Below are 15,360 nucleotides of genomic sequence, written 5' to 3'. Positions count from 1 at the left end.
AAAACATCTTTAATTCCTCCCCTACACCCCCATACCCCTATACCCCACACCCTTATTCATCATGAATGATCAAAAACTTGATGCAGCCACCGCTACCAGCTTTTTGCCAATGGTTTCGGTGGTTGTTCCTATTTATAACGGTGAAGCAGATTTACCAGATTTAATTAATTGTCTGGTATCTCAAACCTACCCGCCAGACAAGGTAGAGTACCTAATAGTAGATAATAATAGTCGCGATCGCACCTTAGACGCTCTCAAAACCACCGCACTTCATAGCCCAATTACCATTCGCCCCTTGAGTGAAAATCAAATACAAAGCTCTTATGCGGCTCGTAATCAAGGAATTCGGGCGGCTGTGGGCGAAATTATCGCTTTTACCGATGCGGATTGTCGTCCCCAACCGCAATGGCTATTATCATTAATTAAGCCATTTGTCAACCAAAATGTAGTAATTGTGGCAGGGGAAATTACAGCACTGCCAGGTACAACACTTTTAGAAGAACACGCAGAACGCCAAGCCACTCTTTCGCAAAAACACACCCTGGCTCATCCATTTTGCCCTTACGGTCAGACTGCTAACTTAGCAATACGTCGGAGTGTTTTCGCCCAATCAGGTTTATTTCGTCCCTATCTCACCACTGGTGGAGATGCAGACATTTGCTGGCGAATTTTGCGAGCCAATCTTGGTAAATTAGAATTTGCCCCAGACGCAATTGTACAGCACCGCCACCGGATGACACTCCGAGAATTAGCCAGTCAGTGGCGACGCTACGGGCGTTCTAATCGTTACTTACATGAACTACATGGCATAGACCTCATGCCAGATACGAAAATCAAGGATATTAGTTATCGTTTAGTGCGGTGGTTACTCAAAGACTTGCCCAAAAATAGTGTGAGAGCGATCGCAGGTCAAGCCACACTGGTAGATTTATTAGATACTCCCTTGAGCTTATACACTGCCAGACAAAGAACAATGGGACAACGCAACGCCCAGTTACCAGAAGCAGCTAAAACAATTGCATGGCTGGAGGAAATTTGAATTTTAGATCAAGGATTCGCTAAATTGGAGACAGGTAGACCATAAGGAAATGTTTCGATGTCAGCACAATTATTACTGGTAGATGATGAACCTGGATTACGGGAAGCCGTGAAAGAATATTTACAAGAAAGCGGTTTCGCCGTTCAAGTCGCCAGTAATGCCCGCGAAGGCTGGGATTTGATGCAGCAAAATACGCCTGATTTGGTCATTTCTGACATTATGATGCCCCAAGTTGATGGCTATCAATTTCTGAAGCAATTGCGAGAAGACCCCCGCTTTCAATCCCTGCCTGTGGTATTTTTAACAGCAAAAGGTATGACTAGCGATCGCATCCAAGGCTATCAAGCTGGTGTTGATGCCTATCTTCCTAAGCCCTTCGACCCTGATGAACTAATCGCCATTGTAGAGAACTTACTGACTCGCCGCACCGCCAAACCGCAAAGTCTTGGTGAAGATAGCGAAACCCCCGATATTGCCGAACTAGCTCATCAAATTGCCCAAATTAAAGCTTTATTGACCCAAAAAAGTGCAATTTCTCAATCTCCAGCCCCCTTTAAAATCGACCTGACACCCAGGGAACAAAGCGTTTTAAACTTGGTTGCTGAAGGACTGATGAACAAAGAAATCGCCCGTCGTTTAGAAACAAGCGTGCGAAATGTCGAAAAATATGTGAGTCGCTTATTTAGTAAGACGGGTACTAACAGCCGTACAGAGTTAGTGCGTTTTGCTTTAGAACATGGACTAGCTAATTGACATTGTGAATTCTGATTTTTGTAGCTTTCGATTCCCGTAGGGTATTTTGAATTAATGTTACCCCTCCCGTAACCCTCAACTACCAGAAGAGGACTATAGGAGGGGTATTGTTATATTTATCTCGGCAATCTCAAAGTTGGTGCAATTAGCCTTCCTATTTTTAGATGTGATACCGAATTGGGATAGATAGTATTGTTTCGACATTCTGGAATAGAAAAAGAATCTAGGCTTTTAATCCAAAATCCAAGATTGGTATTAGGGACTTCCAGAAAATAAATTATCCAATTGGCAGTCCCTATCAACCCACATAATTACTGAATTCAAAAACTACATTCAGTGCAATCTGAAATAATAGATTATTACCGATAGGTTACTTGACTAAATTAATACCTACACAATGAAGTAAAACCCTGGTTAGATAAATTAATTTGAGATGCTCATCTTCCAAAACTATGACACCAACTGGAAGTTAAGTATGTTTGCATTATTCAGCACTAAATAATCTACTTAGTGCCAACGTTAAAATTCACTTGTAGATGCTCAATTTAGTTTTTTTTTCAAGCTGAAGTTGAAGTTTATAGTCTAGGCGTTGGATTATACAACTACTAGATTCATCACTGAGATTAAATAGGCAAATTTGCTCAATTCAAATAAGTTGAAACTGCCTAACAAACCTGCTTAATTCTTAGTTTTACATTACTCCTGTTGCCATTGGATATTTCATTACGGAGTAGTATCAACAGCATTACGCAAACGCATGAGTTGACGACGCATTTGTGGTGAAGCTTTAAATTCCGTCACTTCCTGCGCTTTTACAGATGCTTGTAGCATCTCTAAGAAATCGTCAGAGCCTTCTGTTAAAGCATCTAGCAGCACTTGCAGCAGTTGTTCGCGATCGCCTAATAAACTTTTCTCTTCAATCAGGCGAAACTTTAGATGTATTTCGCAATCATAAACCCCTACTTCGATATTATTTATCTGACGTGGTAATGCTTTCGAGTTCATAGTTTTGAGGATTCCTGTACTTGGTGGTTACGAGGTAGACAGCGATATCTCCAGACAAAGTTCTTTATATTTTTTTTGAATCCACTCTGCTGACATTAAGAATGTTTTTTCACTTCATAGCATTTATATTCCATTGCACTCTCCTGTGTGTTTTTAGACAGACTTTCAGGGTTTATCTTGCCATCTATCAGTTGCCGATGCTTTTCTAGCAAGCCATAACTATTATTCAGTTTTTGAGATTCTATACAATAAAGTTTCTGTAAGAAGTTGTTCTAGCTTTTTAAAGCTTTTTACATCAACTTTATTTTTAAGTCAATAACAGTCTGAGTTTTTACTGAACTTTTCGTGTTTACACGTAAGTAAATTCGCTAGTTTTTAGAGATTTAATTAGAGCTAGAGAGATTTTTATCGTGGCTACGTAAAATTACTTGATGTACGTTTTTTTCAGCATAAAATTCAGGAAAGCAAAATAAACATTTTTATCAAGAGTAAAATCTTGGTTTTCAACAATAGCATAGACTACCAGCTACATTAACCTGAATTTCTTCACTTTTTATAAGTGTGGAACGGGGATTGGGGATTAGAGATTGGGGATTAGGGATTGGGCATCACATGAAAGTAACAATGATCTTCTCTTTTAGATTTCACCTTTTGCCTTTTACCTTCCCAGTCCCCAATCCCCAATCCCCAGTCCCTTTATTTGTCGCAGGTCTAGCGTCTACAATGATTTCAGTATAATCAACCTAAAATCCTACATCTTCATCTATGGACAACCCAACGCTGCTTAAGTCTACAACCCGGCACATACGCATTTTCGCAGCAGAAATTGACCGGGCAGGCGAAATGATTCCCAGTAATCAAGTCTTAACATTGGATGTTGACCCAGACAACGAGTTCAACTGGAATGAAGATGCTTTGCAAAAGGTTTATCGTAAATTTGATGAACTGGTGGAAGCCTCTAGCGGTGAAGACTTGACAGATTACAACTTACGTCGTGTTGGTTCTGATTTAGAACATTATTTGCGATCGCTCCTGCAATCAGGGGAAATCAGCTACAATCTCTCTGCACGAGTAACTAACTACAGTATGGGTCTTCCCCAAGTGGCTGTTGATTAGCCTTGATTTTTCGAGAATAGGGAATAGAAAACAATAACAGCGCATTCTTGGCGCATAGGCTTCGGCAGTTGCTATCAATCGGTCAAACCGCACCCAGCACTGCCTTCCCAATTCCCCATCCCTTTTTAGGCAAGGGGGCAGGGGAGATACAGAAAATATCAGCTAGGTAAAATGAATAATTTATTTTATAGGAACAAGTTAGGTTTTAAACCGGACTTGCGTCCAAAAATCCTTGTTTCCCTAGCCTGCGGCACTCGTAGAGAAGGTAGGTACAAACCCCAACAGTTCTCTCAAGTCGGAAAACCCGCCCACGCCACTCCCCCTTGTGGGTGGCTGTCTTTAAATTTTGAATTTTGAATTTTGAATTTTGAATTGATTCATGGGAGTCCACTAAGTTAAATTCTGATAGTAGATTCCGATACAAAAATTTGCTCATAAAATCGCAATAATACTTCTACCATGCGAGACGACTGACTCTCATTTCGTCTCAACAGAAAGCATGGGCTGTAATTTTGAGGTTGCTTAACTACTTTTCCTAAGCAATTCTTAACATTAAGAAGTTAAATTTTGTAAAAAGTTTAGTTATTCGGTTGCACTTAATACTTGATCAGATTTTCTGGGTGGTAAAACTCAACCAAAATGATTGTAATTACATCACTAAGAGATGATTTCGCCAGATTACGGATGATAAGATATACCAAGTTACAGTTACAGGACAATTTGACTCAGGGTGTGAATATCCTGGGTTTCGTTGAGTAATCTGAGATTCTCAATGAAAGTTTATCCCCAGATAGCCAAGCCTCAACTATAGAGAATGCCTGTTTTTTGCGGTCATAGCTAGTTACAAAGTAACAGCCTACTACTCAAAATAGCACATTATAGTGGTTATGCTGAACTTATGGAGTAGATTAAGTTGCTTTATTGGCCTAGAACTGATACAGGAATCAGGAAAATCAAGGGATAGGAGTTGAGGAGGATTCCAAACGCTTTTACCCCCTGCCCTTAACCTTTTACACCCTCTACTAGCGAAAAGTCTTTTGTAGGCAAGTCCTGTAATCGAGAGTCATGGAAAAATAGAAGCTATGATGAGGCCGTATGGTTGACAAAAAAGTCTAATCTTGGCATAGGTTGTAAATTAAGTATTACTATTTTCTAGTAACTTAAGTTGCGTCAGTTAAAGGGTGATGCTTGGTGATAGGTAACGGGTAATTCGGTAAATCAATTTTCCTAATTACCGACTAGCAATTACCAAACCTCAAAACCATGTCTTCCGTAATTGAGTAACTTGGGTTAGTAGCTACTAGCTAAAATCATCATTCCTAGTTGGATACGTCCAATTCAAGAGAAATGAGCGGTTTAGATTGTTGAACAAATTGCCAATCGCTGATCGGTGCGAACACTATGGAAAATGATGCGGCAACGCTCCACTGTCCAATTTGTCAGGCTGATAACCCCCTGACTAATAAGTTTTGCCAGCAATGCTCCACACCCTTACCTCAACGTTATTTGTGGGTGGTTGGAGACGTTTCAGGTGTAGGTTCTCCGGGAGACTTATTAGCCGATCGCTATTTAATCATTAATCCTTCCGTTGTTTTAGATACCCATCCTGGTTTACCGCCACAAGTACCAGACTTAGAAAACATCCAAGCGATTCGACCTTATCTGAGGTTAATTCCCTATCGTTTAAATATTCCGCAAATTTACGGTGTAGTTCACCTCCCACCAGGCTACAGTCCTAGTGAGTTGTTGTTGCTGGAAAAACCGCCATTGGTAGTTGATGGTGCAGAACCAAACATCAGTTTGTGTAGTAAATTTACAGATGCTTGGCAAAATGCCACATCCATGCGTCAACTGAATTGGTTATGGCAAATAGCCCAGCTATGGCAACCTTTAAAGAGTGAAGGTGTAGTCTCTAGCCTGCTTGATACCCATTTATTACGGGTGGAAGGCTCATTAATTAAGTTATTAGAATTGCGCTTTGATCCAACCCAACCGCCAGAATTAGTCCAATTAGGTGAATTTTGGCAGCAATTAGGGAAAACTGCCAAACCAGCGATCGCGGAATTTGTAGAGCAAATCAGCAACTTATTAATCGCTGGGGAAATCAACACACCAGAATTGCTAATTGCCGTTCTAGACCAAGGATTACGAGACTTAGGACAAACTCAAAACTCCAGTATCCACATCATCACCAAAACCGATACTGGCCCCAGACGAGAAAGAAATGAAGATGCTTGTTATCCATCTAGTGGCACAATCGTTAATAAACCACCTCATACAGCCTTAGCCATTGTTTGCGATGGCATTGGAGGACACGAAGGTGGTAATGTCGCCTCTAATTTAGCCATCGATACCATTCAGCAGCAAGTGCAGGAATTAACCAGACTACCTGCTGATCATGTAGATCCCGCAATAGTGCTAGCCGATTTAGAAAAAGCAGTAGCGATCGCCAACGACAAAATCAGCCAGCGCAATGATAGTGAACATCGCCAAGGTAGAAAACGCATGGGAACAACCTTGGTCATGGCCTTACCCCTGGGTCACGAAATGTATATTACCCATGTGGGTGATAGTCGGGCTTACTGGATTACACCCCAAGGTTGTTATCAAGTCACCCTAGATGATGATGTCGCCTCACGGGAAGTCAGATTAGGCTACGCTATTTATCGGGAAGCAGTACAGCAAAGTGGTGCAGGTTCTCTTGTCCAGGCCTTGGGGATGAGTCCTAGTAGTTCCTTACATCCCACAGCCCAAAGATTTATTTGCGACGAAGATACAGTATTTTTGCTGACCTCCGACGGCTTGAGTGATTTTGACAGGGTAGAAGAATACTGGGAAAAAGAAATCCTGCCAATTCTCAATGGCGGCAAGAATTTAACCGATGTTGCCAATCGTTTAATAGAACTTGCTAACACTAAAAATGGTCATGATAACGTCACCATTGCCTTAGTCCACTATCAAGTTAAATACACTGAACCATCTGTCAAGATTCAAGCAGTCATACCTGATAGTACCGCCATACCAACGGCTGCTGCGGTAGTCAGACCTGCCCCAGCCACACCACCAGCCACTAACCTGGGACAACCCACAAAAGTCCTGCGAAAAAAAGCACCCACGAAAATCAGCAATTTACCCTTAACGATTATCGTGCCGTTATTATTGGGTTTCTTGACATTCTGGATTACTTCCTCAATGCGCGACAGATTGTTCAGCAATCCCTCAAATCCTATTCCAGCTACCAATTTACCAGCAACTACAGAACAACCAGAAACACCCCAGAGGCGATCGCTTGATAATCTCGCTCCAGGATGGGTAATTAAAATCAACAAAACAATTCCTTTAGAAAAGGATACGAGCCTCCAGCCTAACGTCTACTTAAAAGTTGATAATAGACAAAATGACAGCGTTTCTTTGCGACGGTGTCCAGTTAAAACACTACCCCCAGAAGTAGCAAAATTATTTGCAGCACCAATCAAACTTGAATACTCAAAATTGCAAGGATTGGAGAAGCAAGGGACAATAGAAGTCTTACAAGCCAATTCTGATAATCCCTGCGAATTCCCCATATCGGATGATTTACCCCCTGCGCCCAATACCCCTGGGAATCTCAATCAGTAGCTTGAGTTTTTTGCAACATTGGAGGCTTGCCACGCCAGTAGGGTGTGTCAGTGTGAATAATTTCTGGGTGTAGTTAAGTTTTTTTACCTACTGACGCACCCTACTCAACTCTTAATCTATTCAACCAAGCTTCTAAATCTGTGATGCTCTGAAAATCTAACAAAGCTTCCCCCAGATTTTCCAAATCTTCTAAACCGAGAGTCTCCACTCGTCCTAATAATGTTAAAGATAATTGTCCCACACGGCGAGTGAGAAGTCGGAGAATGAGCGATCGCCCTTCTGCTAGTCTTCCTCGTTGTTCTCCCCGTTGTTCTCCCCGTTGTTCTCCTTCAGCAAAAATTTCTTGATAAATCACTGACTCGCGCATCATATCCTCCCGAAATATTTGTCGAATCAAGTCGTTGGACTCCCTTTGATGAAAGAATCCCCCGTTTTCTAAACGGGGGAGTGTCAAACAGGTTATCGAAGGACATTGATGATTGTGGATAATCTCATAGACTGTTGTGATTATCTCGCGCTTTTGGATGGCGATCGCTACAGTGTTTTGCAGTAAGATGAGGTACATGGGTAAGCACAGGATACATTCATTGGTGCTTCATCTAAAAATTAAACAATTGACAAGTAGGCTCAGTGAAATTTCGGCTACGATATCTACATAATCCTACTTAGTGATGCTGGTCAGGCTATGCTCTGCTGCCTCAATCCTGATTGCCCCAATCCTCTAAATCCTGATGGTAATGTTTTTTGCCAGAGTTGCAGTGTACCGTTAATTAAACTGCTTGGGGGTCGATATAAGGTTACCAATCTCCTCTCTAGTGAAGGCGGATTTGGTAGGACTTATATGGCAGAAGATGTGCATAAGCTGGATGAATCGTGCGTCGTGAAGCAGTTTGCACCGAAAGTCCAGGGTACTTGGGCATTACAAAAAGCAGTGGAGTTATTCAGAGAAGAAGCCAAAAGACTGCAAGAGTTGGGCGAACATCCGCAAATCCCAACTCTTTTTGCTTACTTTGAGCAAGATCACAATATGTATTTGGTGCAGCAGTTTATTGACGGACAAAATCTGCTCAAGGAATTAGAAACGCGAGGAATCTATAGCGAAAAAGAGATTCGAGAAATCTTATTGGATTTACTACCTGTGTTGAAAATTCTCCATGAGCGCAAAGTGATACATCGGGATATCAAACCGCAAAATATTATCCGTCGTAAAAGCGACAATCGTTTAGTCCTGATTGATTTTGGAGCATCTAAGCAGTTAACTGCAACAGTGCATACACAAATGGGGACAACAATAGGATCAAATGGATATAGTCCAGTTGAACAAATCAAAGGTGGTGAAGCTTACCCTGCAAGTGATTTGTTCAGTTTGGGGGCTACTTGCTTTCATTTACTAACAGGTGTTTCCCCGTTTCACTTGTGGATAGATCATGGTTTTGGCTGGGTGACATCTTGGGAAGAACATTTAAAAAATCCTATCAGTAGTCAATTGGCTAAGATTCTTGACAAGCTGTTGAAAAAAGAAATGGTGGAGCGTTATCAATCAGCAGATGAAGTCATTGAAGATTTGACTCGCAAAGTCGCACCGCCTCCACCATTACCTTCAAAACCTCTTCCTCCAAAGCCTCTTGCTTCTACTACATCTTCCCCATCTCCCACTAAAACATTTGTAACCAGTCCCAGTGGTAGCAAACTTCCAATAAATGTGATAGTCCCGTTATTGTTGTCGATCACGATTGGTGCAGTCACATTTTGGGTGACAGGCTCAATTCGTAACAGATTTGTCAGCAATCCCTTTCCAGTCACCAATTTACCAGCAACGACAGAACAACCAGAAATACCCCAGAGGCGATCGCTTGATAATCTCGCTCCTGGATGGGTAATTAGAACCAACAAGACAATTCCTTTAGCAAATAATGTGTCCATCCAGCCTAACGTCTACTTAAAAGTTGATTATAGACAAAATGACAGCGTTTCTTTGCGAGTGTGTCCAGTTACAACATTACCCCCAGAAGTAGCAAAATTATTTGCAGCACCAATCAAACTCGAATACTCAAAATTGCAAGGATTGGAGAAGGAAGGGACACTAGAAGTGTTACAAGCTAATTCTGATAATCCCTGCGAATCCCCCATCTCAGATAATTTACCCCCTCCGCCCAATATCCCCTGATAATCTCAATCAGTAGCTCTGGTTTTTCGGCATCAGCCCAATCTACACTTTTGGCAATCTTGCCACTCTAGGGATAAAGGCAAGTGATTCTAGTGCCAGACAAACAAATAATCGGTAAACTGGTAAAAACCTGAAATAATACAGATAATAAATACACTTACAATTTATAAGATAAAAATTTTCCCGTGAGAAAATTTTTAGTGGAAATTATCTGTGTTTACCTATTTAGTTTGACGAATCCATGCCATCCCTGAACTTGGCGATCGCCCGTCTCATCAATACTGGCAATGATACTTTCGCCATTTGGGTGGTTAAAGCTCCCTATCCCAGTGGCTACGTTTTGCGTGACTGTGTATGGCCGGCTGAACTCACTCAAGTTTGGCAAGAATGGCAGCAAATGTTTGCTGGCCATAGTGGTATCAATATTTCTACAAGCTCTAACCAACGCTCAGTCAATCAACTGCCCATCAACTTAGTTACACCCGCCAGTGGACAAAATACAGGTTACGGCAGTCGTTTGATGCAATACTTAGGTATTAACCTATGGCGATGGGTGTTTGAAGGTTCAATTCTCGGCAGTCTAGAGCGTAGTCGTGGCATGGCTATGGGTCAAAATAAACGTCTGCAATTTCGTTTGGAAATCCGTGACCCCGATTTAATTGCCCTCCCTTGGGAAATTATGCAGCGAGAGCCAGGACAGCCAGCCATGTCCCTTTCCCCTGATTTGCTCTTTAGCCGCACCACCAGCGAAGTTGAACACCTACCAACTTTACGTACTGATCAAGCCTTGAAAGTTCTCTTGGTTCTTGGTCATGATCAAAACCTACAGCTGCAAACCGAAGCAGCTATCTTAGAACAAACTCTGTTGAGTGGTGGACAAGTGGGTAGTTACGGTCAAAGATACGCCCCTTGCACAGTCAAAACCTTACTGCAACCCACTCCCCAAGAATTAATTCAAGAATTAGAAACTAAAGCATACAACGTCTTTTTCTACGCAGGGCATGGTTTACCAAATCCCGATGGTGGAATGTTATTTTTGCGTCCTGGTATGACCCTCAACGGCATAGAATTAGCCCAAGTGTTAACCCGCAGTGCCATCAAATTAGCAGTTCTCAATGCCTGCTGGGGAGCGCAACCCGCCGCCATCAATCATCAAGCTATCCCCGCTAGCAGTTTAGCAGAAGTTTTGATTCGTCACGGTGTACCGGCGGTTTTAGGAATGCGTGATGAAATTGCTGATCGGGAAAGTCACAGTTTTATCCAAGTATTTGCCAAAGCTTTAAGGTCACGAAAACCCATCGACGAAGCTGTGGCAGAAGCAAGGCAAGAACTGTTAACACTGTATAAATACAATCAACCTGCTTGGACTTTGCCTGTTCTATATCTACACCCAGACTTTGACGGGGAGCTGATTAAAAGCGTGGATGAGGGGATAACAGAATTACCTGATACCGTCATTCCTCATATAGATGAGTCAGTACCTATGGCTTGTTTGCGATCGCTCTCCCCTGGTGGTCGCAGTTGGTCACTGAGAATCGGTGTCACCCGCATTGGCCGCACCAAAGACAATGATATTGTCATTCCTGAACCCTCAATGTCTAGAAGACACGCCGAAATTCTCTGCCGTAATACTTTTAACGGTACAACCCAAGTCAGATCATACTACTTACAAGATTTTTCCACCTACGGCACAACTTGGTATTTAGGGGCTAATGGTTGGCAACAAATACTCCGAGAGGAAGTACCCTTAAAATCAGGAATGCAATTAAAGTTTGGTAGCTCAAGAGGAGAAACTTGGGAGTTTATTATTGAAGATTCTAAGGTGTCTTCTTGAGTTATGGGGATTGGGGATTGGGGACTGGGGATTGGGGATAAAAACTATTTCTCTTACTCACCACTTATTACTCATTACTCAGCACCGGCTAAACGCCGCGCTACCGCTAACAGCACTCACCACTTATTACTCATTACTCACAAAATTCTTTTTGCGGAAAATTGCATTGAACCGGTGTAGCAGTCAATATCCCTAAATAAATTGTTTTGGAGACAATCAATGACTCATCAAATTAAAGGTTCAGATAATCACTCTTCTGTAGTATCTCAAGTTGAATTGGAATTATTAGCCACTTTATTAGAACCAGAAGATGCTACTTATCCGTGGAATCCCTTAGATAATGAATCTGAAGCGTATTTTATTGAATTAGAAGAACAATTTGCACGGCAAGATATGCTAGAAGAAGAACTTACTAGCAGAGCGCAAAATTTTTATCAGCAATTAGATAACCTGTGGTCACAGGTGGAAAATTCGTCATACTACAATTGTAATACAATTGCGGCGGCTGTTAACAGTCTTCAAGAAAATTTACAGAAGGTGTTTGCGGCGGGAATACCACAAAACTGGCTGAGTGCGATCGCTACTAAAGCTACAGAAATTGTTGCGTCTCAACAAACTTTAGGCGAACAACTAGTTGAATGTGTTCAAGCTGTGCTACCTACATGGGAAGCAGATGATCTGTTAATTTTAGCCCGTCCCTATGCCTATGCGATGCGTAGTCATGAGTCACAAAACACGAGTTCTGTGGTTAAGCCTGTAGAAGATTGGGCAGCATTATCAGAAATAGAACAGGCAAAAATGGGGATGGCGATCGCTTATTATGCTCTTACACAACTCAACGCATCTGACACTGAAGATTGATTGATGTCTTGATTGTCTTTTCTTACTGGTTTTTTAGGGCATTAACACAACTATCACAGATGATATATCGCAAATCTTGTTTCCTTATCCCCAATTCTGACCCTGGATTGGTAGAGTCCGGCTGACAAACAAAGATTACAAGTCAGAATTTGAGGGTTGTTGAGTTATTGAGCGACATGGCTGGGTCTTTTAACTAATTATCATTGGTTTCGCACAAAATTATGCCGCAGTAGGCTAACCATAAATAAATTCTCCCATCCCTACATCTATCCTGAGATATAAAGCCAGCCTTAGCATCGCCATTCTACATTTCAAATCCCAAATTTGCTACGAGTCTCCAAATACAATAAAATTCACATTTGATTTTGGAACAAAAATCAGTACAGTTTTCTGTTCCCTATTCCCTCTTTCAAGTCATACATTTAACAAGCAAATTGGCATCCCATAACTCTAGCTTCTGAGATTATTTCGGCCCTAGAAAACGGGTAGCAAAATTTTGCGATCGCGTTGGTGATAATGCTCTAGCTTTGAGAATGGCGGCCATCAAAAAAGCATAGGATAGAACACCCACCACCACTAAGAACAAATTATTACTATGTCCGGCGGTATTCCAAAAAGCATGGAGTGCAGACGCACTGAAGTAACCAACAGCCAGGATTTGTGTAGCATGGCGGGGTTTGAGCGCAGCTAACCCAATAAAATATCCTAAATAACCACTGTAAGCCATATGTCCGGCTGGTAAACCGAGAATTCTGGCAATCAGCACCTGTAAACCTACTTCTGAACCAGCTTGTAAAGAGGCGGCTGGGACATATTGACCTAAAGTTTCTACCAAAGTGAAACCAACAGCAGAAGCAGTTCCCAACAGAATACCGTCTAAAGGTTCCCAGACTCCAATTTTTTCCCGCCAAGGAGAAGGGAGTGCTAAGGCTGTCAGATATGCTCCTAAAATTGGCAAAGCTTTGAGTAGTTCTTCCATCAACCCAGCACCAAAAAAGTACCTGACAAATAATTCCGTTAGGCTATTAATGGGTTGATCAATGGGGGGTACGTTCCCAGGAAGCAGTTCCCGAAAGAAGAAAATAAATAAATTTAATATGGGACTGAGGAGAATGATCACTGTAGATAAAGCTGCACCTACTAGCATCCACCAAGGTTTAGGTTTACCACACAGTTGGTAGATAAAGTAGTAAGCTGCTAGGGCTATATAAGTAGCAACAATTACCTGATTTGCTTGTGGTTGACCGACTGTGGCAAACATCAACACCACAAAGATAACCGTCAAGATTCCTGGTATTAAATAAGCCTTACGAGTTAAGTCTTTACCCGTAGAAATAATGGGGAACAGTTGGGTAAAGCTGACAGCATCAGGCTTGGATTGCGTGGGGTTTTTAGCTGATGGTAGTGGTGCAACTTGGTTAGTAATTACTGTAGGTTGGGGTGCAACTGCGTACTCAAATAGGAATTGTGGCCCATCAGCACCCAAGGCAATGCGATCGCCTGCGTGTAGTTCTTGACAACCGTATAAACGTTGTCCATTGAGATAAGTGCCATTAGCACTGTTCAAATCACAAAGTACCCAGCTAAATTTGCTGTTTTCTGCGGCAGCAACTGGGCGCACCACAGCATGGCGACGAGATACCATTCGGTACATCATGGCATCCAAGACAACTTGGCAGCTGGGGTCTCGTCCAATTACTGCTTCTTGACTGGTAAGTGAGTAGCGAGATTCGGTTTCAAATGCTTCGCCATTACCAGACACTAGCCGCAGAAAAGCGTGATGTCTTGCGTTTTTGCCTGTCATCGAGTTAGAGAGTGTCTTTCCAAACTAATCCACAAAATACCTTGGCAGTAGGACTTAACCTCAGCCACACGAAAAGCAGAATTGCTAAGTACACTATAGCTTTACTCTATGCAAATAAATTCAAAATTAGCTCACTCAAAATTTAAAATTCGTCCCACCCATGATTTCATTCAATTGTGGCAAGGATTTAAACTGCAAAAAGTATCTTTTGTACATTGTTGATAAGATGTCCCAATGAGATTATCTGTCTTCTGGCTTTTGACAAACCTGAGATTCTTAATATGTACAGATATGAACTAATTTCTAGTGTTATTTACGACAATCTATTGTTTGTAAATTGGCACCAGAGGCAATTTTACAAGTTTAATTTGTTTTTTCAAGCCTCAAGAAAACATAGATAAAAATTTAAGGGTTGAAGAATTTTCAACCCCTATTAAAGATATTATTTTTGCTTCACTCACCCTGAGAATTTTCTCTCAATGAGTAATTCCCAGATAATTGTTTTAATTAAACTTTAGCTACTTCTGGATGTTGAATTTTAGTTCCCAGAACCTTAAGAAATTCTGCTAACCACTGGGGATGAGCTGGCCAAGCTGGTGCGGTGACTAAGTTACCATCAACTATGGCTGCATCTACGGCAATCTGTACATAGTTACCGCCAGCACTCTGTACGTCAGGGGCGCAGGCTGGGTAGGCTGTGCAGTTCTTACCACGCAGGACATCCGCCGCAGCTAATAATTGTAAGCCGTGACAAATAGCGGCAATTGGTTTATTGGTTTGGGCAAAGTGACGAGTGATTTCTAAGACTCTTGGGTTTAAGCGAATATATTCTGGTGCGCGTCCACCAGGAATAACTAAAGCATCGTAGTCTTCGGCTTGAATTTCTGCAAAGGTGGCGTTGAGGGTGAAATTGTGTCCTGGTTTTTCGCTGTAAGTCTGATCACCCTCAAAATCGTGGACGGCTGTGCGTACTTTATCGCCTGCTTGCTTGTCTGGACAAACTGCATCAACCGTATGTCCTACCATTTGCAAAGCTTGGAAGGGAACCATAACTTCGTAGTCTTCCACATAGTCACCCACTAGCATCAAAATTTTCTTTGCAGCCATATTATTGATATCCTTGCTGAATGTGTCAAATTTCAGTATTTAATACATCAGGAGGT

10 protein-coding genes and 1 pseudogene are annotated in these 15,360 nt (G+C 41.8%); 7 read left to right on the top strand and 4 right to left on the bottom strand.

The window, feature by feature from the left end:
- Window positions 1–61 precede the first annotated feature (61 nt).
- Window positions 62–1,039, top strand: a complete 978-nt coding sequence (locus tag ACQFX9_RS20320; protein ID WP_427158031.1) for a glycosyltransferase — start codon at window positions 62–64, stop codon at window positions 1,037–1,039.
- 57 nt (window positions 1,040–1,096) lie between these two features.
- Complete coding sequence (locus tag ACQFX9_RS20315) at window positions 1,097–1,792, top strand: response regulator transcription factor (protein ID WP_236144373.1); 696 nt, start codon at window positions 1,097–1,099, stop codon at window positions 1,790–1,792.
- A 723-nt stretch (window positions 1,793–2,515) separates the two neighbouring features.
- Here the strand turns inward: ACQFX9_RS20315 and ACQFX9_RS20310 are convergent.
- Complete coding sequence (locus ACQFX9_RS20310) at window positions 2,516–2,797, bottom strand: Npun_R1517 family heterocyst differentiation transcriptional regulator (RefSeq protein WP_236144374.1); 282 nt, start codon at window positions 2,795–2,797, stop codon at window positions 2,516–2,518.
- A gap of 765 nt (window positions 2,798–3,562) precedes the next feature.
- Between ACQFX9_RS20310 and ACQFX9_RS20305 the strand changes: the two genes are divergently transcribed.
- Both ACQFX9_RS20305 and ACQFX9_RS20300 read left to right on the top strand, forming a co-directional pair.
- On the top strand, window positions 3,563–3,913 hold the full coding sequence (locus tag ACQFX9_RS20305; protein ID WP_236144375.1) for an NAD(P)H-quinone oxidoreductase subunit M: 351 nt from the start codon (window positions 3,563–3,565) through the stop codon (window positions 3,911–3,913).
- 1,401 nt (window positions 3,914–5,314) lie between these two features.
- Window positions 5,315–7,531 carry a PP2C family serine/threonine-protein phosphatase gene (locus ACQFX9_RS20300; protein ID WP_427158029.1) on the top strand — a complete coding sequence of 739 codons (2,217 nt, stop codon included), beginning with the start codon at window positions 5,315–5,317 and terminating at the stop codon, window positions 7,529–7,531.
- Window positions 7,532–7,631: 100 nt separating this feature from the next.
- Here ACQFX9_RS20300 and ACQFX9_RS20295 read toward each other — a convergent pair whose 3' ends face one another.
- The gene (locus ACQFX9_RS20295) at window positions 7,632–8,096 is read right to left on the bottom strand and encodes a DUF4351 domain-containing protein (RefSeq protein ID WP_427158027.1); all 465 of its coding nucleotides are present in this window, start codon (window positions 8,094–8,096) and stop codon (window positions 7,632–7,634) included.
- Window positions 8,097–8,216: 120 nt separating this feature from the next.
- Between ACQFX9_RS20295 and ACQFX9_RS20290 the strand changes: the two are divergent.
- The 3 genes and pseudogenes from ACQFX9_RS20290 to ACQFX9_RS20280 form a co-directional block, all read left to right on the top strand.
- Window positions 8,217–9,251: pseudogene (locus tag ACQFX9_RS20290) on the top strand (protein kinase domain-containing protein); the annotation flags it as partial.
- Between the two features lie 688 nt (window positions 9,252–9,939).
- Window positions 9,940–11,532, top strand: coding sequence for a CHAT domain-containing protein (locus tag ACQFX9_RS20285; protein ID WP_427158026.1), 1,593 nt, complete (start codon window positions 9,940–9,942; stop codon window positions 11,530–11,532).
- A gap of 219 nt (window positions 11,533–11,751) precedes the next feature.
- Window positions 11,752–12,393: a hypothetical protein gene (locus ACQFX9_RS20280; protein WP_427158025.1), complete on the top strand. Its 642-nt coding sequence runs from the start codon at window positions 11,752–11,754 to the stop codon at window positions 12,391–12,393.
- Between the two features lie 463 nt (window positions 12,394–12,856).
- On the opposite strand, the gene ACQFX9_RS20275 is transcribed toward ACQFX9_RS20280, so the two are convergent.
- Window positions 12,857–14,197, bottom strand: a complete 1,341-nt coding sequence (locus ACQFX9_RS20275) for a PrsW family glutamic-type intramembrane protease (protein WP_427158023.1) — start codon at window positions 14,195–14,197, stop codon at window positions 12,857–12,859.
- Between the two features lie 507 nt (window positions 14,198–14,704).
- Window positions 14,705–15,304, bottom strand: coding sequence for a DJ-1/PfpI family protein (locus ACQFX9_RS20270; RefSeq protein WP_427158021.1), 600 nt, complete (start codon window positions 15,302–15,304; stop codon window positions 14,705–14,707).
- Between the last annotated feature and the right edge of the window lie 56 nt (window positions 15,305–15,360).

The organism is Aliinostoc sp. HNIBRCY26, from assembly GCF_050235535.1.
GTDB lineage: Bacteria > Cyanobacteriota > Cyanobacteriia > Cyanobacteriales > Nostocaceae > Trichormus.
The sequence above is the reverse complement of the archived record's forward strand: the minus strand, read 5'-3'. Positions and strand labels throughout refer to the sequence as shown.

Coding starts and splice junctions, on each gene's coding strand:
- ACQFX9_RS20285 (WP_427158026.1), top strand. CDS start 9,940: ATGCCATCCCTGAACTTGGCGATCGCCCGTCTCATCAATACTGGCAAT.
- ACQFX9_RS20310 (WP_236144374.1), bottom strand. CDS start 2,797: ATGAACTCGAAAGCATTACCACGTCAGATAAATAATATCGAAGTAGGG.
- ACQFX9_RS20280 (WP_427158025.1), top strand. CDS start 11,752: ATGACTCATCAAATTAAAGGTTCAGATAATCACTCTTCTGTAGTATCT.
- ACQFX9_RS20300 (WP_427158029.1), top strand. CDS start 5,315: ATGGAAAATGATGCGGCAACGCTCCACTGTCCAATTTGTCAGGCTGAT.
- ACQFX9_RS20320 (WP_427158031.1), top strand. CDS start 62: ATGAATGATCAAAAACTTGATGCAGCCACCGCTACCAGCTTTTTGCCA.
- ACQFX9_RS20295 (WP_427158027.1), bottom strand. CDS start 8,096: ATGTACCTCATCTTACTGCAAAACACTGTAGCGATCGCCATCCAAAAG.
- ACQFX9_RS20315 (WP_236144373.1), top strand. CDS start 1,097: ATGTCAGCACAATTATTACTGGTAGATGATGAACCTGGATTACGGGAA.
- ACQFX9_RS20305 (WP_236144375.1), top strand. CDS start 3,563: ATGGACAACCCAACGCTGCTTAAGTCTACAACCCGGCACATACGCATT.
- ACQFX9_RS20270 (WP_427158021.1), bottom strand. CDS start 15,304: ATGGCTGCAAAGAAAATTTTGATGCTAGTGGGTGACTATGTGGAAGAC.
- ACQFX9_RS20275 (WP_427158023.1), bottom strand. CDS start 14,197: ATGACAGGCAAAAACGCAAGACATCACGCTTTTCTGCGGCTAGTGTCT.